The sequence below is a fragment of the Pseudomonas sp. UYIF39 genome (assembly GCF_029963765.1).
Classification (GTDB): domain Bacteria; phylum Pseudomonadota; class Gammaproteobacteria; order Pseudomonadales; family Pseudomonadaceae; genus Aquipseudomonas.
The window spans coordinates 41,069-61,037 of sequence record NZ_JALBYU010000022.1; the positions used below are offsets into that span (position 1 = coordinate 41,069).

A 19,969-nucleotide genomic window follows, 5' to 3' on the forward strand; every position below is an offset into this window, starting at 1 on the left:
CTCCCTATCGAAAACCGGATTTGAGTTCGATGAACCGTCGCGTGGCCATCAGGCCAGCGGGGTGGGCGTGCCGATGGGCGGACAGCCACGGAATCAAAACCTGCATTTGCTCGTCGGCGGCAAGCCCTTTAAGTGTAGCGTGCAGGCTTTGGACATCCGGGTCATTGACGGGCACTGGTGGTTCGGTCGCGGCACTGCTACCGCGTCGAACCGCAGCCGGCGCTCGCTCAGGTCGCCAGTCTCCGGCAATCCAGTCGTGCAGCAGCTGTTTTTCGTAGGGGCTGAACACCCCGAACATGGCCGCGCCGTCGCCCTCGACCAATTGCCAGAAACGGCTGGCTTGCGGGTCCTGGTGACGCTTGATCCAGCCCTTGTTTTCCATCGCGCTGAGGAAGCCTGGCAACTGCTCCGGCGACGACAACCATTGATTGACGGTCTTGCCTTCAAACCGGCAGTAGTCGGAATGCATGTGCTGACCAAACGGGCGCTTGCGCTCAAGCATGCTCAGCAACTCGCCGTACAGGTCGAACGACTCGATGATCGCGCGACTGCCCTGCCCCAGATCGTTGAGCCGATAACCCAACGCAACCCTGCGCAGAAAGTCTTCACGGTCGCCTTCCACCGGCAACAATTGCAGCACCGACTGCACGGCCTTTTGCGCGTGGCCGGTGCTGGCATTGTCGATGGTCACGTGCAGGGTGAAGTAGTACGGATCGATACCCAGCTCACTGAGTTCATAGGCGCTGATCAGCAAGTGCAGCGGCAATTGTTCATAACCGAGGTTGTAGCCGATCACCTCCGGCAGAAAATCGTCGCTGCAATACCCCAGCGCCAATTGCACCGCGCCTTGCAGGTAACGCTCGTCCGGGATAAACGCGTTGTCCAGCAAGCCATGTTCGGCGAGCAGCTTGCGGTAAATCACCACATGATTTTGCGCCGGGTTGCCGTCGCCCAGCTCTTCCAGATAGGTGCAAATCAGGCCTTCGAAACGCGGATCATGCCAGTGCCGCAGCAGGCCATACAGCCACGCGCCGTCCACGAGCTTGGTCGGGGCAACGGCTTGCAGGAAATACAGCGCATGCGCCTTGTTAGTGAAGAACTGCCGCGGGCCGCCGTCCTTGCGCATTTGCAGGTAGTCGGCGTATTGGCGTGCCACCTCGGCGCAGTGCTGTTCGACAAAGGTTGGCAGTGCCGACAGGTCGTGCGGCATGTCCTCGGGCAGGTTCGCCGCGTGCGCAAGTTGAGCCTGGAGGAAAGTCTTGCCGAGTGCGCGCTGGTGTTCGATATCGTCGCTCAGCAATAACTGTTCGTAGATACGTTTCAGGCTGCCGGCGGTCGGGATCGAGCGTTCGTGGGTCGGCCGGGATTCAAGTCGTGTCAGGGCAGTCATGGGGTAGTCTCTCGGTCTGAGGCCAATGGCAGGAAGCTGAATCAGCACGTCTCTACATCAGCAGAGCGACATCCCCGGAAAAAAATTCAATCGGCGTTGAAATTGCCCGGACAGGCGGGCAACGCCGCAGCACCCGGCGCAAGATCAAGTGAATATACTCAAAGGGTGCGGACACACCCTTCGGAGAGCAATCATGCGAATGGTTCATGTCATCGAGCCCGAAAAAAAACCCGACCCGGTCAACGTCGTGGGTGAAGCCATCACCATTCTCGCGGGCGGGGATCTGAGCAAACCTTTTGAAGTGCATATTCAGGAAGGCGTGCAAGGCGGCGGGCCACCTCCGCACTTTCACCCTTGGGACGAAGCGTTCTACGTGATTGACGGGCAGGTGGAAGTGACAGTTGCGGGCAAGGCCACCACCGTTTTCCCCGGGGGTTATGTGCATATTCCTGCTGGGACTGTTCATGCTTACAAGAACATCAGTGCGACAGCGAAGATGATCGGTGTGGTGTCTGATCCGCTCGGTGGTCAGTTCTTTGCCGCGATGGATCAGCTCAAAGTGCCGCAGGATTTGCCGCGGATACTGGAGATCGCCGAGAGTTTCGGGGTTACGTTTCTGGTGCCAAAAGCCCCCATGACCTCGTAGGCGTTGCAACCAGCATCACCGCGTCATCGTTCTTCGCGAGCAAGTCGAATCGTCGCACCGCCGCTCCCACACTGGATCTGTATTGAACACAAAAAATGCATTCACTGAAGATCTAATGTGGGAGCGGCGGTGCGACGATTCGACTTGCACGCGAAGGCAACCTGACAGCCAACTTTTTTGTGGATGAACCTCAAACAGTGCCACCTCTGGCCTGTTGTTCCAGATGCACTTGCAGCTCCGGATCGATACTCAGCGCCGCAGCCAGTTCATCCAGATAGCTGCGTTCGGCGTCCTGCTGATCGTCCACCAGCATCACACTGGCCAGGTACATCTCCGCCGCCATGCCTGAATCGGTGGCCGACCGCGCCACATCGGCGGCATCCAGCGGCCGTGCGACTTCGTCTTCCAGCCATTGCTGGAGCTCTGGGTCATCCGTGTGGCGACCGATTTCGGTACTGATCATTTGCTTCTCGGCATCGTCGATCCGCCCGTCGGCCTTCGCCGCTGCAATCAATGCCCGGAGAATTGCATGGCTGTGGTCCTCGACTTCCGGGCCGGACAACAAGTCGACAGTGCGTGGTGCCTGTTGCGGTGCCGAGGCCTGGCTGCGTTGCCAGGCTTGATAGGCCTGGAATGCCATCATTCCGAGCGAAGCCAGCGCCGCGTAGTTGGTGCCTCCACCCGAGCGGGTCTGAGTCGAACCACCCATGGTTGAGCCACCGCCCAGCAGACTACCGAGCAACCCACCCAGGCCACCGCCCCCGGCGCTTGAACGGGCACCACCGCCCAACAGGCCACCGAGCAATCCACCGAGACCGCCGAGACCACCTTGAGCCGACGCGCCACCGCCACCCTGTTGCGACATTGAGCCCTGGCCGGCCCGCAGAAGTTGTTCGAGCAGATCGCTGGTGTTCATGACGATGTCCTCATCGGTTGGAGTGATCCAGTCAGGCAACGATAGTCCTCGCCGACAAATGCGCCACCACCGTTTGGCTGACGTGAACCCCTTATCGCCCTTGCCCCTGATGACCATCGGCTGCGAGTGTTCTACTCTCGCAAACCCGATGCCCAAAGGATCAACGAACACATGGACCGCACTCTGATTGTCGTCAGCGACGTCATCGAACCTGAAGTCGAGCACGTACTCAGCGCCGGGCTGAGTGCCTTCAATGATCAGATGACTGGAGTCAACGACCGCCAGTCGCTGGCGGTCACGGTCCGTGATCCGGACACCCATCAAGTGCTGGGCGGTATCACCGGGCGAACGTCGCTCGGACTGCTGTTTCTAGATCTGTTCTACTTGCCCGAGTCACTGCGAGGCTCCGGGCTCGGCTCTCGACTGCTCAAAGCGTATGAGGACGAAGGTCGTCGTCGCGGTTGCCGCTCGGCGGTGCTCTATACCCTCAGTTTCCAGGCCCCGCAGTTCTATGAAAAACACGGCTGGCAGCGCTTCGGCGAAGTGCCTTGCGACCCGCCAGGCACGAGTCGGGTGTTCATGAGCAAGGCGCTGTAATGATCCTGTCTGCTGCCGATCACTGCTCTTGAGTAAAACGTATCGCCCTGCGCCGATGTTTCATTTAATACCCAGGACTTATCCGGGGTATTTTTTTGCGGCCCAGCTAAGATTTACTGATGGTGAACCTTATCCCCGGATACCCGGTCGATACATGCAACCTGACTTGGTTTGCCGACACCCCCAATTGAAGGGGTGATAACAGGCTTGCTTCACTTTCTGGAGAACGCCCCCGTGATATCGACCCTACACATCGCCAGGCTCAAAGCATGGGGCGCCCATGGTTTTACCGCCACCGGCGTGGTCACTGCCTTCCTCGCGACCCTCGCCCTGCTGGAAAACCAGGCCACAAACTGCCTGCTGTGGCTGGGCGTCGCCCTGATCGTCGATGGGCTGGATGGCGCGTTGGCACGCAAGGTCAATGTCCAGTCGGTACTGCCAAGTTTCGATGGCTCGATCCTCGATCTGGTCATCGACTACCTGACGTACGTGTTTATCCCCGCGCTGTTCATTTATCGTTACATCCCCTTGCCGGATTACACGCTGCTGCTGTCAGTGTCGCTGATTCTGGTCTCGTCGCTGTTTTGCTTCTGCAACGTCAACATGAAGAGCAAAGACAACTACTTCCAGGGCTTCCCAGCCGCCTGGAACGTGGTAGCCCTGTGCCTGTACATCATCGCCCCGTCGCCGTGGATCACCCTTCTCACCATCATCGGCCTGGCACTGTTGACCGTGACCCGGATGAAGTTCCTCCACCCGTTCCGCGTGCGCAAGTTCATGCCGATCAACATCGCCGTAACGGCCATCTGGCTGCTGTGCAGTTTGTCGCTGGTGGTCAACCATCCGGTGATCAACCCGCTGGTGATGGGGCTTTGGCTGCTGATGTCGGCTTACTTCCTGGGGATCTGCATCTGGCGCACGGCGCTGGAGTGGTTCGAAAACTCGCGCGGATAAAGGACTGTAGAGCGTGGCCATCCATATCGTCCAACTCGGTACACCGCGCGCCGCCAATGAAGGCCTGCGCCTGGGCACGGTGCGTCGCCCGCCGCGTGGCGTGCCGAAAGCCGAGTTTGCCAGTCGGGATTTTTATGACGTGTGGCAGCCGCTGCTGTCTCCCAGTGCCGAACTGGTCGCAGAAGCCAAAGCGGCGGAAGACGCCAAGGCGTGGGAAGCCTTCAAGCGCAAGTTCAAGACCGAAATGAACCACCCGGCGCCCAGCCAGTTGCTCGATTTGTTGGCGGCGTTGTCCCACCAAACGTCACTGGCCATTGGTTGTTATTGCGAAGATGAAGCGCATTGCCATCGGTCGGTATTGCGGGAGTTGTTAAAGGTGCGTGGTGCGCAGCTCAAATAGTCGCTGGCGCAGCGCTACTCCTCGCAGCAAACGACCCGACCAGCCTGTTGCGCGAACAATAGACATGTTCACTAACAGGCTGTCGAAAGTGACGACGACACTAAGCGTGATGCACCCGGTAATGAGGATGAATGACGCAGCTCAGTTGATGCCGCACCTGAAGCTTAGGCAGATTTGAAGCAGTACGCGGCCAGCTTGTTACCGTCGAGGTCGCGGGCGTAAGCGGCATAGGCATTGGGGGCCCAGCCTCGTGGCCCTGGCGCGCCTTCGTCGGTACCGCCATTGGCCAGCGCGGCGGCGTGGAAGGCATCAATGGCAGCTCGATCCGGTGCTTCAAAGCTGACAGTAACGCCGTTGCCCACGCTGGCAGGGGCGCCGTTGGCTGGTTTCAGCACAAAGAAGGACGGGGCGTTCTGCCCCCAGATCGAGCCATTGTCGTCCAGGTCAGCGATACGCTTCTGGCCTAATGCTCCGAGTACATTGTCGTAAAAGCTGCGGGCTTTTTGCAGGTCATTGGTACCGACGGTGACGTGCGTGAAGATGCTCATTGTGATGTTCTCTTTGGTGGAAACGCGGTGGGTGGGTATTAACAGTTTCGCCCGGGCGGCCATCGCCAAGCGGTTGAGTCAGCGATCGAAATGAATAACGGTGCGAATGCTCTTGCCTTCGCGCATCAGGTCAAAGGCCTTGTTGATGTCATCCAGACCCATGGTGTGAGTGATGAAGGTATCCAGCGGAATCTCCCCCTGTTGAGACTTCTCGACATAGCTGGGCAGTTCGCTGCGACCTTTCACTCCGCCAAAGGCCGAGCCGCGCCAGACTCGTCCGGTTACCAGCTGGAACGGTCGGGTACTGATTTCCTGGCCGGCGCCAGCGACCCCGATAATGACCGACTCGCCCCAGCCCTTATGGCAGCACTCGAGTGCTGCACGCATCAGGTTGACGTTCCCGATGCATTCAAAGGAGTAATCCACACCGCCCTCGGTCATCTCGACTATTACGTCCTGGATCGGCTTGTCGTATTCCTTCGGATTGATGAAGTCGGTAGCGCCCAATTGTCTGGCGATGTCGAACTTGGCCGGGTTGATATCGATCGCGATTATTCGACCCGCCTTGGCCATGGTGGCGCCGATAATGGCTGCCAGGCCGATGCCGCCCAGACCGAAGATGGCCACGCTGGCGCCCTCCTCCACCTTGGCCGTGTTGAGCACCGCGCCAATACCGGTCGTTACACCGCAACCGAGCAGGCAAACCTTCTCTAGCGGCGCTTCCTTCGGGATTTTGGCCAGCGAGATTTCTGGCAGTACCGTGTACTCGGAAAACGTCGAAGTGCCCATGTAGTGGAATATCGGTTGGCCCTTGTAGGAAAAACGGCTGGTGCCGTCCGGCATCAGGCCTTTGCCTTGGGTCGCGCGAATTTTCTGGCAGAGGTTGGTCTTGCCGGATGTGCAGAATTTGCACTCCCCGCATTCCGGGGTGTAAAGCGGGATCACATGATCGCCTACCGCCACTGAAGTCACCCCTTCGCCGATTGCCTCGACGATACCGCCGCCTTCGTGGCCGAGAATGACTGGAAAAATACCTTCGGGATCAGCACCGGACAGGGTAAACGCATCGGTATGGCAGACACCGGTCGCGATGATGCGTACCAGCACCTCCCCGGCTTGTGGTGCAGCCACATCGACTTCGACAATTTGCAGGGGTTGGTTGGCTGCAAAAGCTACGGCAGCTCGTGATTTGATCATATTCGTAATTCCCAGGCGCAAAGAGGCGTCGCCTCTTTGTAGAAACAAGAAAAATCAGAAATGAGATAGTGTTTACGCAGGTCGCGCTAGTGACATGTCAAGGGTCAGGGCTTCCTTGCCCCAAGAACCGATTAGAGCGTTGCGTCGATTTTTTTTGCGACGGCTTCATCGACCCAGGCGTGCCAGACTTCCGGGTGCTCCTTGAGAAAAATCCTGGCCAGCTTCGGAGATTCGATGCGCTCCCGGGTCATCCTCGCCAGGTTCTGATTCAACAGATCGATGGGGATGTTGACCTTCTCCAGAACCGCAACCAGTTCAGGAGCCTGCTCATGAAAAGCCTTGGAGAGTCCGACCATGGTAATGACGTCTTTGTTGGCTCCGGTCTTTTCTTCGAGCCTTATCGCGTCGATTTGCCCCATCAGCGGAGTCGGTGACCAGTAGTAGAACAGTACCGGTTCACCGCGCTTGTAGCTGGACAGAACTGCCGCATCCAAGGCCGCACCGGTGCCTGGACGGAAATTTGTGAAGGTATTTTCAAGACCGTACTCTTTCAGCATCTCGGTATTGTCCTGCTCACAAATCCAGCCAGCGGGACAGTTGTAGAAACGGCCTTTGGACGGTTCCTCCGAATCTTTAAAAATGCCTGGGTACTTGCTCAGGTCGGCAACGGTCTTGAGCTCAGGTGCTGGTGCAGGCCTGTTGCGTTTGGCGTCCCCCTCCACGACATAACGCGGCACATACCAGCCCTGAGTCGCACCAATGATCGGAGCGCCGACCCCGACGACCTTTCCGGCTGCTGCTGCCTTCTTCCAGACTTCGCTACGCTCCATCCACTCTTCGCCAAATACCTGAATATCGTTGCTGGCCAGGGCGGTCTCAAGAATGATGGTATTCCCCACTAACTGGTCAGTTGCACAACCGTAGCCATCCTTGAGAACGATCATCATGATGTCGGTGAGGAGCATCCCGCTCTCCCAATTCAGACCGGCAAATTTCACCGATTTGCCTGACTCACACCACCCTGAAGCCTGACTTGAGGCGCTACCGACGAGTAAGCCAAGGGTGAGTAACGAGGCCAGCAAGTTCTTCTTGTATTTCATGATCAGACGCTCCGAAATTATTATTGGGGGCAGCGAACTGTTGCGTGCACACGCGAGGCGAACGAGACCATCAGATCTAACGTGGACAGGTGCCTGTGCAGACACGTGAAGCGATGGAGTGAGTGAATAGTTTTATTGTGGATTGGGTAACTTAATTCAAAGGCTCTACCGTGGTACGCCCGTAAAACAATTGACGGGCATAGGCGCTGAACTCGACATTTGGCTGATCCACGTAAGCGAATACCGCGTTGAGTCTTAACCTGTCGCCCACCACCGGCGTAACACGATGCAGTGAATAGCGGCCGCGAAACAATGTCAGTGTTCCAGGCACTTGAGGCAGTACCTCTATCTGTTGGGTATCGGGGTTATCAAGGAATTGCCCGACCGCGTCATAACAGTCGTCGTCCTCATTGCGAAGCATGCGTACATATTCAAAATCCCCGCCGGCACTTGCGGCCTGGAGTGACAGCGTGACGCTGAAATCGGAGCGGTCAAAGTGCCACCCCAATTGCTGCCCCGTCGTAAAGCCCTGCAAGTTAAGCGCGGCTAACGGATCAGCATGGCGATAGAGCGTATCCAGACCCAACACGTCCTTGATGAAAGAAAGCACTTCGTCCGATTCATAGATCCGTCTGATCAAGTTGTCGCCAGGAATATCCGCGTAGGCGACAGTATCTTTTTCAGTTTTCATCAAACGCCGCAGGGGATGCCCTGAATCAACGTTTTTCTCTTGAGGTTTGAAATAAACCGTGTGGTTTTCCCGAAAATGAAACATGCGCGGGTGTAGTTCAAGCGTTTGATCCGCCATCGTCGCAACCGACTCATCACGGACAAATCCCGGGAAGATCGCGACGCCTTCCTGCCCGAGCAATGACTGGCTATGAGTGACCAGCGCCCGATAAGCGGGGTGGGTTCGATCGGTAATGGGATAACGCTCAAGGTCGATGACATCGCCCAGGGTTACGGCGGGTGTGAGAGGAAGCATAGACATGATTATTGGTCTCCGGTGGCTCTTGCTGGAGTCAGATTGCATCGGAGGCAAAAACAAGTCACGCTCATATTTTTACGCTATTTTGTGAATTATTTTCAGGTCGCGCCCTATGAGACTCACCCTGGATCACCTCGTAATGCTGCAAACCCTGTCGGAAGTCGATTCGGTGACCGCTGTGGCCGAGCGTCTATGGCTGACGCCTTCAGCCGTCAGTCATCGCATGCGGGAGGCGGAACGCCGGCTTGGCGTGACCCTGACAGAGCGCTCAGGGGGAAAGTTGCGACTCAGCCCTGCGGGTGTGCGCCTGGAGCGAGCAGCAAGAGACATCATCGCGATTCTGAACGAAGCGGAGGCGGAGGCCAGATCCATGGCAGGCGGGGTCACAGCCTTTGTACGTATGGGCGTCACCTCATACGGGCCGTTTCGCTGGATTCCAAAATTTATCAAGCATTACTCCAGTCTTCGTCCAGACATCGAAATAACACTGGTGACCGTGCCCCGTAACGACGTTTATGCCAGCCTGATGCAAGGCAGGCTCGATGTGTCGATTATTGATGACGGTATGGTGCCGAGTGGTGTTGCCAAGTTGCCGCTTTTCCGTGACGACCTGATTGCGATCATGGCAACCGATCACCCACTGGCGCAGAGGAAAAACATTTATGCCGAAGACTTCAAAACCTACAACCTGGTGACGTATTCAACGGACCGCGCAAGCGGCTGGGAATATGACCGGTTCTTCGCGCCCGCGAGTATTTTGCCGCGCCGAATGATTACCGTGGAGTTGATTGAAGCCATCGTCGAACTGGTGCGCTCGGGATACGGAATCAGCATATTGCAACGCGACTTGGTGACGCCCAGCCTTGAGCGCGGAGAGCTTGCATGGGCAGCCCTGAATGACGGCCTGGATATCGCATGGAACGCAATTATTCGCCCGTCCGAGCCCGAAGGCAGTGAAGTCAATCAACTGGTCACCGAGCTGACCAGTTGGATCAAACATGCTGGGAAATCCGAGAAAGGCTATGCATAGCTAGACCATGCACGTGCTATTCGACATCGTCACACGGCGCCTCAACGCCAAGGCGCCACTTCCTGCCGTTTACAGCGAACTGGTGGGAGAGACGGCTCAATCGGTGCTGGAACGCCAGCACATCTGGCTGCAACGAAAATAAGGTAGGAGTTGATCGATGCGCATCGCCTTGCTGTCAGACATCCATTTGTCCGTCAACGCGTTACCTTTTCCCGATGTGGACGCCGATATTGTCGTCCTCGCGGGAGACATCTCCCGACCGGCCAAGGCCATTGAGTGGGCCAAATCGTGCCCTGTTCCGATCGTGTACGTGGCAGGGAATCACGAGTTTTATGGCAGTGACTTGATCTCTACTTACGAGCACTTGAACAGGTTGTCGGAAGGCACACCGATACACGTGTTGGAACGTTCGGAGTATGTCCACAACGGCGTGCGGTTTTTGGGTTGCACCTTGTGGTCTGACTATCGTCTTTTCAATTCTGCTGAGGATCGGGCACAGGGTATTGATCTGGCTGCGAAGCTTATGCGGGACTTCACCCACATAAAAATCTCGCCAGATTTTCCAGACCTGTTCAGCCCGGCAATTTCCCAACTGATTTTTTTACAGACAGTCGCCTGGCTGGAAGACTGCTTCACCCGCGACAGAACCAAGCCCACGGTGGTGGTTTCGCATTTTGCACCGACACGGTTGAGCATCAGCCCGCTGTTTGAGAATTCGCCGATTAACGCGAGTTTTGTTTCAGACCTCGAAGACCGGATCAACGTCTGGCAGCCGGCACTTTGGCTGCATGGCCATACCCATGAGAGCTTTGACTACCAAGTGGGCAAAACTCGCGTCATTTGCAACGCCCGGGGCTATGCAAAAAATGGCATTAATGAAAATCCGGAATTTAATGACTCATACGTGATTGACCTGGACATCTGAGGCAACACGGCCCTGCCTCCTGGAAGCCGGGTCCAGAAAACCGAGCAAGGCCTGCCGGGTGTCTTGCCAGGCCGCCGGATGTTCCATATCAAGGAAGTGCCCGGCGTTCTTGATGGTATGGAACCGGGACTGAGACGCATGATCGGCGAACAGCCGGGCGTCTTCGACCGAGGTGTACTCATCCCATTCGCCGTTGACAAACAGCAGCGGTATTTCGATGGCAGCGGCGCAGGCGACATAGCAATGGGTGTCTTGGGTCAGCACCTCATTGACGTGGTAATGCATCTGCCTGTACTCGTGCTCGGCCAGGCTTCTGACATGGCGATCATTAAAGCGTTTGAACAGCGATGGCAGGTGCTTGCCGATTGTGCTGTTGATCAAGCGACCGACATTGAGGCGGTCGCAAGCCTGCAGATGGTACAGGCCGCTCTCCAGGTAATCGCGCATCGGTGTATTGATACGCGCTGCGAATGAATTGATCACCGCCTTCTCGATTCGTCGCGGCCGCTGAGCCAGCGCCAGCAAGGTCGCCGCGCCGCCCCAGGAAAAGGACAGCACATGGTGCGCACCAAAGTGTTCGATTAAATCCAGCAGTATCGCTGCCTCGTCTTCCTTTCGGATCGGTTGGCCGTGGAGGTTGTGTTGCATCGACTGACCGGCGTAGGGCTGGTCGTAGAGAACTACATTGAATCGCGGCTGCAGGTAACGCACCGTTTGGGCAAAAGATGCGGTCGTTGCCAGTGAGCCGTTGACCAGAATGATGGTCTTGTCAGCGGCAGTGTTGAGATAGTGCTCGGTATAAACCTTGTACTTCCCGCAGATCTCGACGATGGCAGTTTTCGGCATCATGACATTTACTTCCTTGAACCCATTGGACTAAGCGCACAGCGTGAGGAATGCCCACAGGGCCCTATCGCAGAAAGCAGAACACGCGGACCTGACAGCGAAGTGTCAGGTCAATACATTGATAACTCAGGGTGGTTCTCAAATATCAACGCATAGGCCTCCTCGGGCTTGGTCTGGCAACACGGACAAGCAACAACAGCGCGAGGGTGCTCGGATGGCTACAGTGACCAATGAGTCACTGACTGACCATATGTTCAGAGTTAAGCAGGGATTTCCCCGTCCGCAAGAGCGCAGACGAGTTATTGCGTCGAAGTCGGCGTGATGGTCGAACGATGTCACCCAAGACAAGGCGATGCGCGAAACCTCCGCAGGCCGCTATCCCGTGATTGGGGATCACTTCCCGGGTGACGCCCCCGAGTCATCGGTCTCGTCGAAATACTTGGCTATTGGCCCAAGCCTTGCTTTGGCATCTTTTGCGGTAACTGGGGGTTAATGCAGGGCCTGAACAGGGTGTTGATTGTGGTAAGCATCTAGACGACAGACCGCCCCACTATCAGGAATCACCCCAAGGTTGGGGACTTTCGCCCGCCAAAGCTAGCAGGCTTATTAATTGCCCAACTTCATTAAAGGCAGGCTGGCCACGCTCCGCGCGTCAATAAAAAAAATAAATGAACAACAAGGCGAACCCACCTTGAAAATTTCAAATATCTGCGTCGCGTGCAGCCTTTTGGTTTCGGTCGCGGCTTCTGCCACAGGGATTATTCCCGCCCTTGATCTGGACTTCACAAGGTCGGCTGCTGAAACGCTGAAAAAACGGGGAATCAACGACGCTTGTATTATTGCCGCGTCAAACCCGAAAACGTTCACCTATTGCCGAGAAGGATCGCCAACGCTCTGGAAGTATCAGGCTTTGGATCTGGAACAACAGGCGGCGATCCTGAATGGCGAAAAGCGGCACCTGACAGACTACGGGCAAATCACCGTCGCGGAAGTCGACAGCGCAGCCTGCGCACAAGATAACCGTGTGCCATTGGTTAAACCGGCGATTACTCGTGGTCTGGGACTCGGCCTGATCACCCTGCTTCTGTTGATTGGATTGCGATATACCTACCGGGCAAGCCGCCGCCCGTAACCAAAACATGATTGGCAAAGGGTCGGCGTAAATCTGCGCAAATCACGAGTAAGCACAGACTCAAAAAGCGATGCTATTTGACGAGTCGCGTTTCCTTGGAAGGTCTGTATCCGAAGTACGAGCTGTAGCACTTGCTGAAGTGGCTGGGCGATACAAAGCCACACGCAACCAACACGTCCACCTGGGATAGCTCCGTGTGCTGGAGCAACCGACGCGCCTCGGTAATTCGCAGCTCCATGTAATATCGCTGCGGCGTTGTCCCGAGCTGCTCCTTGAACAAGCGCTCCAGTTGTCGACGCGAACGGCCAGCGTAAACCGCCAACTGCTCCAGCTCCAGAGGCTCTTCGAGGTTGGCATCCATCAGCTTCACCACCTCGCGTAATGGCGCGCTCACACAGATATTTTCAGTCGGTTTTATGCGCCGATAACGCGACTCCTCGAAAGCCAGGATGTCCTCAATCCCCTCGACGAGGGCTTTGTCGTGCAAGCCTTTGATCCAGTCCAGCGCCATATGGAATGCCCCAGAGGGACTGGAAGCCGTGAGCCGGTCTCGATCGATGACGTAGGGTTCACTGGTGACATGCGTCGCCTTGGAGATTTCCGCGAGTGCGGGGCGATGTTCGGGGTGAATCGCGCAACGATATCCGTCAAGCAAGCCTGCCCTCCCCAGGAACCACGCACCATTCCACAACCCGGCCAGACTGACGCCCTGGTCTGATGCAGCCCTCAACAGGGAGATGAGTTCATCCGTCGCTTTGAGTTCTGTCCTGTAGCCACCGCAAATGACCAGAAGATCCAGGTCCTGGACCGCTGAACAATCGAAACGGGCATCTGGCCGAATGACCAGGCCCAGGTCACTGACGACCTCCTCATCGGTCAAGCCGAACGTTCGGGAAGAGAACAACCCGGGGCGCAGAAGATTGGCGGTGACAATCGTATCCAGTGCTTGCGTGAACGCGGGCAGCGAGAAATGTTCAAGCAACAGAAATCCTGCCCGAACCATTTGAGTTTTCTCGTTGGGGTTCTCATTCAGATAGCGGAGATTTTTCCCCTTCATGCCTCCGCTAAATTGGCGTCGTTCGATCAATGTTTGACCTACTCGGTTACGTTACCCAACCTGTCGTTGGGTGCGTTGATAAACCTCAATGCTAACTGCAGACGTTTCAAAACCACTAGCGCCATTTTGCGATTGATCAGGCCAGCTGAAAGCCGTGACGTAGCTGTGTGTCACTCGCAAACCGCGCCTAAACGATGGCGGGATACCCATCGACACCATCGGGCCAAGGGGACAGAACCTCGAAGCCGTCGTCAGTGACTGCGACCATATGCTCCCACTGAGCCGAGAGTGAGTGGTCCTTGGTGACTACGGTCCAGCCATCAGCCAGGGTTTTCACATGGCGTTTGCCAGCGTTCAACATAGGTTCAATGGTAAAGATCATGCCGGCTTTCAGTTTCAGGCCATGGCCTGGGAAGCCGTAGTGAAGGACCTGCGGCTCATCGTGATAAATCTTGCCGATACCGTGACCGCAGTATTCACGCACGACGCTGAATCCGTCTCTTTCGGCCACCTTCTGAATGGCATGGCCAATGTCACCCAGGGTAGCGCCGGGGCGGACGACGCGAATACCGGCACACATCGCTTCATAGGTCGTCTCTGCCAGGCGTCGGGCATCCGGGCCAGGCTCACCCACGAAGTACATGCGGCTGGTGTCGCCGTACCAACCCTCCTTGATAACGGCAATGTCGATATTGACGATGTCGCCATCCTTTAGTGGCGTGGCTGAAGGAATGCCATGGCAGACCACCTGGTTGACCGAAGTACACACGGTTTTCGGGAAGCCGTGATAGCCGACATTGCCCGGAATGGCTTTCTGCACGTTGACGATGTAGTCGTGACAGAGCTGATCGAGTTGGTCGGTGGTGACCCCCGCTTTGACGTGGGGAGCAATCATGGCCAGGACCTCGGCGGCCAGCGTGCCCGCAGCACGAGACAGGGCTATTTCTGCCGGGGTATTGAGCTTGACGTTGGCCTTCATTGCTTGGCTACTGGTGCTGCATCAACCTGGGCGTTTTGCGAAAAATCGGCGAGCGCGCAAAGCTGTTTTACATCGAGGCCGCCCGCCAGCTCGGTACGAATCAGCAAGCGGCAGATGTCGCTGTGGTCCAGTTCGGGATGTAACTCCGCAAGCATCCCAATGCGCATCCAGTGCTCGGCTTGTGCATTGATCGAGCGACTCAGCGCATCGCTGGCGACGCGCAGATTCTCGTGCATGGCTTCTGAAATTTTTACGATACCCACTGCTTAATCCGATATGAAATGTATATGGACCGTATATTAGTCGGTAGTCGTGTGAAATTGCAATTTCACGATTTATAGCCACGCCTGAAGCGCGCGGCAGCATAAAAAGTCACTGGGCGACTTCAAGCCCGACTTCAATAGCTGAGGGAATGAAGTGCGGAGCAATCATCGTTTGTACCCCCACTCGATGATGCTCAGAATTCGTGGCGCAGACGCTAGCCGTTGTTCTTCCATTTGATCGAGTCAGTACCTGTCAGAAAGAGAGCGATTCACCCTTTCACACCGCACCATTCGACTCAGGAGATAACAATGAATAAAACCATTTCTCGTCGTAGCGGAGGTCAGATATTGGTGGATGCCTTGCGCATCCACGGCGTCAAAAGAGCTTTTTGTGTTCCGGGAGAAAGCTACCTTTCGGTTCTCGATGCATTGCATGACGTGCAAGAAGAAATCGATCTGGTGGTATGCCGCCAGGAAGGTGGGGCGGCCTATATGGCAGAAGCCTACGGCAAACTCACCGGAGAGCCAGGCATCTGCTTCGTGACCCGAGGCCCGGGTGCAACGAACGCCTCGGTTGGCGTTCACACTGCTTTCCAGGATTCATCGCCGATGATTCTGTTCATTGGCCAGGTCGCTCGCGATCAGCAGTATCGCGAAGCCTTTCAGGAAGTTGATTTTCGCCAGATGTTTGGCCCCTTGGCGAAATGGGTCGTGCAAATAGACGACACCCGCAGAATTCCCGAACTGATCAGCCAGGCGTTCCACCGAGCGGTCAATGGCAGGCCAGGGCCTGTCGTGGTCGCACTGCCGGAAGACATGCTGACCGAAATGGCGGAAGTCAGTGATGCCGGGCCTTTCAAGCGCGTATTGATGACGCCGGCAGCCGAGCAAATGGCCGCCATGCAGCAACTGCTTGAGCAATCAGAGCGCCCATTGATGGTGCTGGGTGGCAGCGGCTGGGACACCGAGTCAGTGCACGACATCCGGCTTTTTGCTGAACAGCAAAATATCCCGGTTGCCGCCTCCTTTCGCTGCCAGGACCTGTTCGACAATCGACACCCGAACTATGTCGGCGATCTTGGTTTCGCCGCGTCAGCGCAGCTGTCCTCAGCGGTAAAAAACGCCGACCTGCTGCTGGTCGTGGGCTCCAGAATGGGTGAGGTTTCAACGGGCGGATATGCGGCTTTGGACATCCCGGTACCCAAGCAAACCTTGATCCATATTCACCAAGGCATCGAGGAACTGGGGCGGGTTTACCAACCTGCGTTAGCGATAAACAGCAGCATGTCGACCTTTGCCAAATCAGCCGCAAAGCTTCCAGCGGTGACCAGCCGAATAAAGAGTGAATGGACGCGCACCCTCAACAAAAACTACTGCGAAAATCTGCAACACTCGCCCTCCCCTGGCGATGTGCAAATGGCGGAAATCATTGAGTGGTTGAATCGCAGTCTTCCGGACGATGCGATCCTGACCAATGGCGCCGGAAATTATGCCGTTTGGCTTCAACGTTTCTACCAGTTTCGGCAGTACCGCACACAGTTAGGCCCTACCAATGGCTCAATGGGCTACGGCGTTCCTGCGGCGGTGGCCGCCAAACTCACGTGCCCGGACAGAGTGGTGGTTTCTTTTTCCGGGGATGGCTGCTTCTTGATGAACGGCCAGGAGATAGCGACTGCAGCGCAGTATGGCGCCCATGTGATTTTCGTCGTGATCAACAACGGAATGTACGGAACCATCAGAATGCACCAGGAACGCAATTACCCTGGACGTGTTTCAGGCACCGAATTGCACAACCCGGATTTCGCCGCACTTGCCCAAGCCTATGGACTCCATGGCGAGGTGGTAACCGCCACGTCGGAATTTGCCCCAGCGTTTGAACGCTGCCTTGGTATGTCCCGGCCATCCTTGATTGAGGTCAGGGTCGACCCCGAAGCATTGACCCCTCGACTTAGCCTGACCCAGATCAGGGAGCAATCAAGCAAGAAGTAACCCGTCTCTTCCGTTTTGGGCGCCTGACTCACGATTTACAAGGCGCCTTTTTTTGAGCTTGTGACTCATCAGTTCATCGACCTGTCCCACCTACAACAGCAGTCGATCAATGGCCTGAACAGCATGCATCCGCAAAGACAAACCCTGCACAACGAACTGCACGCGCGCCCGTCACTGTATTTCGACGAGCCAGCCCATGTGTTTCATCTGGCCTTCCTCGGCGGGGAACCGGAGTGCAATGCGCTGCTGGAGCGCTGCTGTTCTACTCCGATCGATCCTCATGCCGCCCAGGGCATTACCCAGCTCGATGGCCACGCCCTGAAATGGGAACGCCACGCCGAGTTCTTCACCCTGACCCTGGTGGTCACTTCATCCTGCGATGACCTGTCCTGGACATCGCTGCCCGAGGTGCTGGCGCAAAAGGTCGAAGCGCATTTGCCGCAGCTGATCAACTCGGTGCAGATCGTCGTGCGTGGCGAAGCCGGCCTGGACCTCGCCGGCTACGGCTTCAAGGACCCGTGCGGTTCCTGCGTGGGCGGTGGCGATGCGGTGGTCTGGAGCGATTTTCGTCTCAGCGAGGATGGCAACAACCACATCCTGTTCGTCAACCGGCGCCTTAACGCTTACCGCCAAGGGCGGATGATCCGCCGTCTGCTGGAAATCGAGACCTACCGCATGATGGCCTCGCTGTCGTTGACCACAGCCAAGACCTTGAGCGCGCAACTCGATGTCTTTGACAAAACCTTGGTCACCCTCTCCGAGCGTAACGCCGACGCTGACAGCGGCAACGCAAAAGCCCTGCTGGCGGACATCTCCAACCTGTCAGCCCAAGTGGTCAGCAGTACCGCGAAAACCCGCCACCGCTTCAGTGCCACCCAGGCCTATGCCCAACTCGTGTACGAGCGCCTGGGCGAATTGCGGGAAAGCCACGTCGGCGATTGCCAGCGCCTCGGGGTGTTCATCGAACGTCGCTTCAAGCCCACCGTCAGGTACTGCACCGCCACCGAACAACGCCTGGAGCACCTGGCCAAAAGCGTGGCCAATCTGGGCGACCTGTTGCAAGCCCGGGTTCAGGTGGAAATGGAAGAACAGAACTCGGAAATTCTCAAAAGCCTGAACGCCCGCGCCGATGCCCAGATCAAGATCCAGCGCGCCGTGGAAGGTCTGTCGATTATTGCCATTACTTACTACCTGCTGAACCTGCTCAAGCTTGGCTACTCAGGGTTGCACCTGCTCGGCGCCGAGGTGGCCCCGCGAGAGGCGATGCTGGCCATGACGCCCCTCGCGATCGCCATCCTTGCGCTGATTATTTTCCGCATCAAGAAAGTCAAAGAGCACTGAAACGGCGAATCGCTGGGATGCTGAATACCGCACACAAGGGCTCTAGCAAGCGTCAGCGCCCGAAGCCTTTAACGCAGTGACTGAGTCAGTGCTTGAAGCAGAGACATTAAGAAAGGAATTCCACATCTCATAAGCATCGTGATGCCGTTTGGTTGCCTCTTCCCATTCCGGCCCTGAAACACGTTTGGAAGAGACCAGCGTCATCATGCCCATCGTTGCGGCATCCAGCTCGATCAGGAAAGCGTGAGAGTGGATCCTGAAGTCTTCGACCGATGGCATTACGTGTTCCCCCGGCGGATTCCACCGCTATCAAGGAGCGACTGCTCCTCGGACGGTGGAGTATCACGGAGAAATTCAGACCGTCTGACCGCCGGTACGTTTCGTCAGGTAATCGAGGAACGCCGACAAAAAATCTCGAACTCAAGCCATAGCGTTGAATCCAATGTTCAGGTCTATAGAGGTCAGCGATATGAACAGTGACGACAGTGTTAATGACGTCAAATCAAATGCAACGTCAAACGCCGAAAGAGAGCTTGAGGACAGGGACACGGACGCCAAAGGTGTGGATGAAACCGTAACGCTCTCTTCAACTCGAACCAAAGAGCAGGAAGCTGAGGAACTCAGTCGGAAAATAGCTGAGATAGAACGGAAGGTGGCGGACGGTAACTAGTAAGGGTCCAAGGGACGTGAGGTTGTAATCTTGAAGACACGCCGCTCCTCTCCTTCACCAATGTATTTGCATTGACGTTGGACGGGGTTAGGCCGGTTCCGGTGCTACGCTTTCATTTCCTCGAATAGAGAACGAAGCGATGTCCACCGAACTCTCAATCCCCACACGTTCACGACTGTAGCCATGAAACGGTTCCTGATCGGTGGTATCACCGTAGCGATTATCGGCACGATGACGTATGGATTTTTCCAATGGAAAATCGTCGAAAGCCAAAAACACGACATGCTGTGCGGACAGGCCAAGCAGACGCTGAAAGGCGTGGAAATCCGGGCGCGGGCGTTGGCTGCCGGACTGTCTGTAGAGGCCTATGGCAAGGCTGAAGAAGACGAAGTGGCGACACTCATTGGTGCGCTCGACGCCGCCAAGAGCGACGCTGAGGTCGACTCGGTCATAGAGGCTCACGCTGCCACCATCGAAGCAGAGGATGCGGCTATTGACGCTCAGGTTGATACCCGAGGGGATCAGACATTCCTCGAGCAACGACTCGTGAAACAGCGGATACCGGTCGACGTTAAACAAGAACTGCAACGCGCCGCGAAGGCCGTCAGCGTCATGTGCAGTTAGTGTTCAACAGTGCCCTACCCCACCGCCCCAAGTAATAGTTCTGCATATCCTCGCGCCCGGCCTAATCCCTGTTGCCTCACCAACACTGCGCTCACTCGACACTTACTCGAGTTGATACGCTGCTTTAAAAAGAGCGTTTCTTGAGCATCGGGCCTTCGAAGGCGCGGCGGTGCTGTCGGCCAGCCAGAGCAAACGGCTGGTCAGTGCCAGCGGCGCCTTTGTCAACCGCGCGTTGTTCCCGTTCGACGTCGCGCGCCCATCGGAGTTTTACGAACTGCGCCTGAGCCCGCTAGGTGAAGACGTCTCCGAGGGCCATGGCCCCGGCGTGGGTTCGATCCCAACGAAGCTCGCGTAGCTTCCTCGTTCGATAAACAAGC

23 protein-coding genes and 1 pseudogene are annotated in these 19,969 nt (G+C 56.5%); 13 read left to right on the forward strand and 11 right to left on the reverse strand.

Features of this window, described 5'->3' with window-relative positions; genetic code table 11:
* Window positions 1–4: 4 nt before the first annotated feature.
* Entirely contained in the window at window positions 5–1,390 is a 1,386-nt protein-coding gene (locus MO767_RS24065; RefSeq protein ID WP_282482549.1) for an iron-containing redox enzyme family protein, read from the reverse strand.
* A 193-nt stretch (window positions 1,391–1,583) separates the two neighbouring features.
* Here MO767_RS24065 and MO767_RS24070 point away from each other — a divergent pair, with 193 nt between their 5' ends.
* On the forward strand, window positions 1,584–2,036 hold the full coding sequence (locus tag MO767_RS24070; RefSeq protein WP_282482550.1) for a cupin domain-containing protein: 453 nt from the start codon (window positions 1,584–1,586) through the stop codon (window positions 2,034–2,036).
* Between the two features lie 190 nt (window positions 2,037–2,226).
* On the opposite strand, the gene MO767_RS24075 is transcribed toward MO767_RS24070, so the two are convergent.
* Entirely contained in the window at window positions 2,227–2,952 is a 726-nt protein-coding gene (locus MO767_RS24075; protein ID WP_282482551.1) for a tellurite resistance TerB family protein, read from the reverse strand.
* A gap of 171 nt (window positions 2,953–3,123) precedes the next feature.
* Here MO767_RS24075 and MO767_RS24080 point away from each other — a divergent pair, with 171 nt between their 5' ends.
* From MO767_RS24080 to MO767_RS24090, 3 genes are all read left to right on the forward strand, one after another.
* Entirely contained in the window at window positions 3,124–3,549 is a 426-nt protein-coding gene (locus MO767_RS24080) for a GNAT family N-acetyltransferase (protein WP_282482552.1), read from the forward strand.
* Window positions 3,550–3,783: 234 nt separating this feature from the next.
* The gene (gene pcsA, locus MO767_RS24085) at window positions 3,784–4,503 is read left to right on the forward strand and encodes a phosphatidylcholine synthase (protein ID WP_282482553.1); all 720 of its coding nucleotides are present in this window, start codon (window positions 3,784–3,786) and stop codon (window positions 4,501–4,503) included.
* A 13-nt stretch (window positions 4,504–4,516) separates the two neighbouring features.
* Window positions 4,517–4,903 (forward strand): DUF488 family protein, encoded by a 387-nt coding sequence (locus MO767_RS24090; RefSeq protein ID WP_282482554.1) that lies wholly within the window; start codon window positions 4,517–4,519, stop codon window positions 4,901–4,903.
* Window positions 4,904–5,067: 164 nt separating this feature from the next.
* Here MO767_RS24090 and MO767_RS24095 read toward each other — a convergent pair whose 3' ends face one another.
* The 4 genes from MO767_RS24095 to MO767_RS24110 form a co-directional block, all read right to left on the reverse strand.
* On the reverse strand, window positions 5,068–5,451 hold the full coding sequence (locus MO767_RS24095; RefSeq protein ID WP_282482555.1) for a VOC family protein: 384 nt from the start codon (window positions 5,449–5,451) through the stop codon (window positions 5,068–5,070).
* 78 nt (window positions 5,452–5,529) lie between these two features.
* Window positions 5,530–6,648, reverse strand: coding sequence for an S-(hydroxymethyl)glutathione dehydrogenase/class III alcohol dehydrogenase (locus MO767_RS24100; RefSeq protein WP_282482556.1), 1,119 nt, complete (start codon window positions 6,646–6,648; stop codon window positions 5,530–5,532).
* A gap of 131 nt (window positions 6,649–6,779) precedes the next feature.
* Entirely contained in the window at window positions 6,780–7,748 is a 969-nt protein-coding gene (locus MO767_RS24105) for an ABC transporter substrate-binding protein (protein ID WP_282482557.1), read from the reverse strand.
* A 151-nt stretch (window positions 7,749–7,899) separates the two neighbouring features.
* Complete coding sequence (locus MO767_RS24110; protein WP_282482558.1) at window positions 7,900–8,739, reverse strand: hypothetical protein; 840 nt, start codon at window positions 8,737–8,739, stop codon at window positions 7,900–7,902.
* A gap of 136 nt (window positions 8,740–8,875) precedes the next feature.
* On the opposite strand from MO767_RS24110, the gene MO767_RS24115 reads away from it, so the two are divergent.
* From MO767_RS24115 to MO767_RS24125, 3 genes are read left to right on the forward strand one after another with little or no spacing between them, the layout of a single operon-like run.
* Window positions 8,876–9,766, forward strand: coding sequence for a LysR family transcriptional regulator (locus MO767_RS24115; RefSeq protein WP_282482559.1), 891 nt, complete (start codon window positions 8,876–8,878; stop codon window positions 9,764–9,766).
* Between the two features lie 7 nt (window positions 9,767–9,773).
* Window positions 9,774–9,908, forward strand: a complete 135-nt coding sequence (locus tag MO767_RS24120) for a hypothetical protein (RefSeq protein ID WP_282482560.1) — start codon at window positions 9,774–9,776, stop codon at window positions 9,906–9,908.
* A gap of 15 nt (window positions 9,909–9,923) precedes the next feature.
* Window positions 9,924–10,691, forward strand: coding sequence for a metallophosphoesterase (locus MO767_RS24125; RefSeq protein ID WP_282482561.1), 768 nt, complete (start codon window positions 9,924–9,926; stop codon window positions 10,689–10,691).
* On the opposite strand, the gene MO767_RS24130 is transcribed toward MO767_RS24125, so the two are convergent.
* Window positions 10,665–11,540: an alpha/beta hydrolase gene (locus tag MO767_RS24130; protein ID WP_282482562.1), complete on the reverse strand. Its 876-nt coding sequence runs from the start codon at window positions 11,538–11,540 to the stop codon at window positions 10,665–10,667. The two genes, MO767_RS24125 and MO767_RS24130, sit on opposite strands and share 27 nt — an antisense overlap.
* 607 nt (window positions 11,541–12,147) lie before the next feature.
* On the opposite strand from MO767_RS24130, the gene MO767_RS24135 reads away from it, so the two are divergent.
* A complete protein-coding gene (locus tag MO767_RS24135) occupies window positions 12,148–12,669 on the forward strand; it encodes a hypothetical protein (RefSeq protein ID WP_349016935.1) in 522 nt (173 codons plus the stop codon).
* Window positions 12,670–12,742: 73 nt separating this feature from the next.
* On the opposite strand, the gene MO767_RS24140 is transcribed toward MO767_RS24135, so the two are convergent.
* From MO767_RS24140 to MO767_RS24150, 3 genes are all read right to left on the reverse strand, one after another.
* A complete protein-coding gene (locus tag MO767_RS24140) occupies window positions 12,743–13,756 on the reverse strand; it encodes a GlxA family transcriptional regulator (RefSeq protein WP_282482563.1) in 1,014 nt (337 codons plus the stop codon).
* A gap of 157 nt (window positions 13,757–13,913) precedes the next feature.
* On the reverse strand, window positions 13,914–14,705 hold the full coding sequence (gene map, locus MO767_RS24145; protein WP_282482564.1) for a type I methionyl aminopeptidase: 792 nt from the start codon (window positions 14,703–14,705) through the stop codon (window positions 13,914–13,916).
* Window positions 14,702–14,968: a ParD-like family protein gene (locus MO767_RS24150; protein ID WP_282482565.1), complete on the reverse strand. Its 267-nt coding sequence runs from the start codon at window positions 14,966–14,968 to the stop codon at window positions 14,702–14,704. Before MO767_RS24150 ends, map begins: the two co-directional genes overlap by 4 nt.
* A gap of 309 nt (window positions 14,969–15,277) precedes the next feature.
* Between MO767_RS24150 and MO767_RS24155 the strand changes: the two genes are divergently transcribed.
* Both MO767_RS24155 and MO767_RS24160 read left to right on the forward strand, forming a co-directional pair.
* Entirely contained in the window at window positions 15,278–16,957 is a 1,680-nt protein-coding gene (locus MO767_RS24155) for a thiamine pyrophosphate-binding protein (protein ID WP_282482566.1), read from the forward strand.
* A gap of 123 nt (window positions 16,958–17,080) precedes the next feature.
* On the forward strand, window positions 17,081–18,298 hold the full coding sequence (locus MO767_RS24160) for a DUF3422 domain-containing protein (protein ID WP_282482624.1): 1,218 nt from the start codon (window positions 17,081–17,083) through the stop codon (window positions 18,296–18,298).
* Between the two features lie 42 nt (window positions 18,299–18,340).
* Here MO767_RS24160 and MO767_RS24165 read toward each other — a convergent pair whose 3' ends face one another.
* Window positions 18,341–18,577, reverse strand: a complete 237-nt coding sequence (locus tag MO767_RS24165; protein ID WP_282482567.1) for a hypothetical protein — start codon at window positions 18,575–18,577, stop codon at window positions 18,341–18,343.
* Between the two features lie 190 nt (window positions 18,578–18,767).
* On the opposite strand from MO767_RS24165, the gene MO767_RS24170 reads away from it, so the two are divergent.
* The 3 genes and pseudogenes from MO767_RS24170 to MO767_RS24180 form a co-directional block, all read left to right on the forward strand.
* On the forward strand, window positions 18,768–18,968 hold the full coding sequence (locus MO767_RS24170; protein ID WP_282482568.1) for a hypothetical protein: 201 nt from the start codon (window positions 18,768–18,770) through the stop codon (window positions 18,966–18,968).
* Window positions 18,969–19,151: 183 nt separating this feature from the next.
* Window positions 19,152–19,592, forward strand: coding sequence for a hypothetical protein (locus MO767_RS24175; RefSeq protein ID WP_282482569.1), 441 nt, complete (start codon window positions 19,152–19,154; stop codon window positions 19,590–19,592).
* A 133-nt stretch (window positions 19,593–19,725) separates the two neighbouring features.
* Window positions 19,726–19,920 (forward strand): annotated as a pseudogene (locus MO767_RS24180) (XRE family transcriptional regulator); the annotation flags it as partial.
* Window positions 19,921–19,969 lie beyond the last annotated feature (49 nt).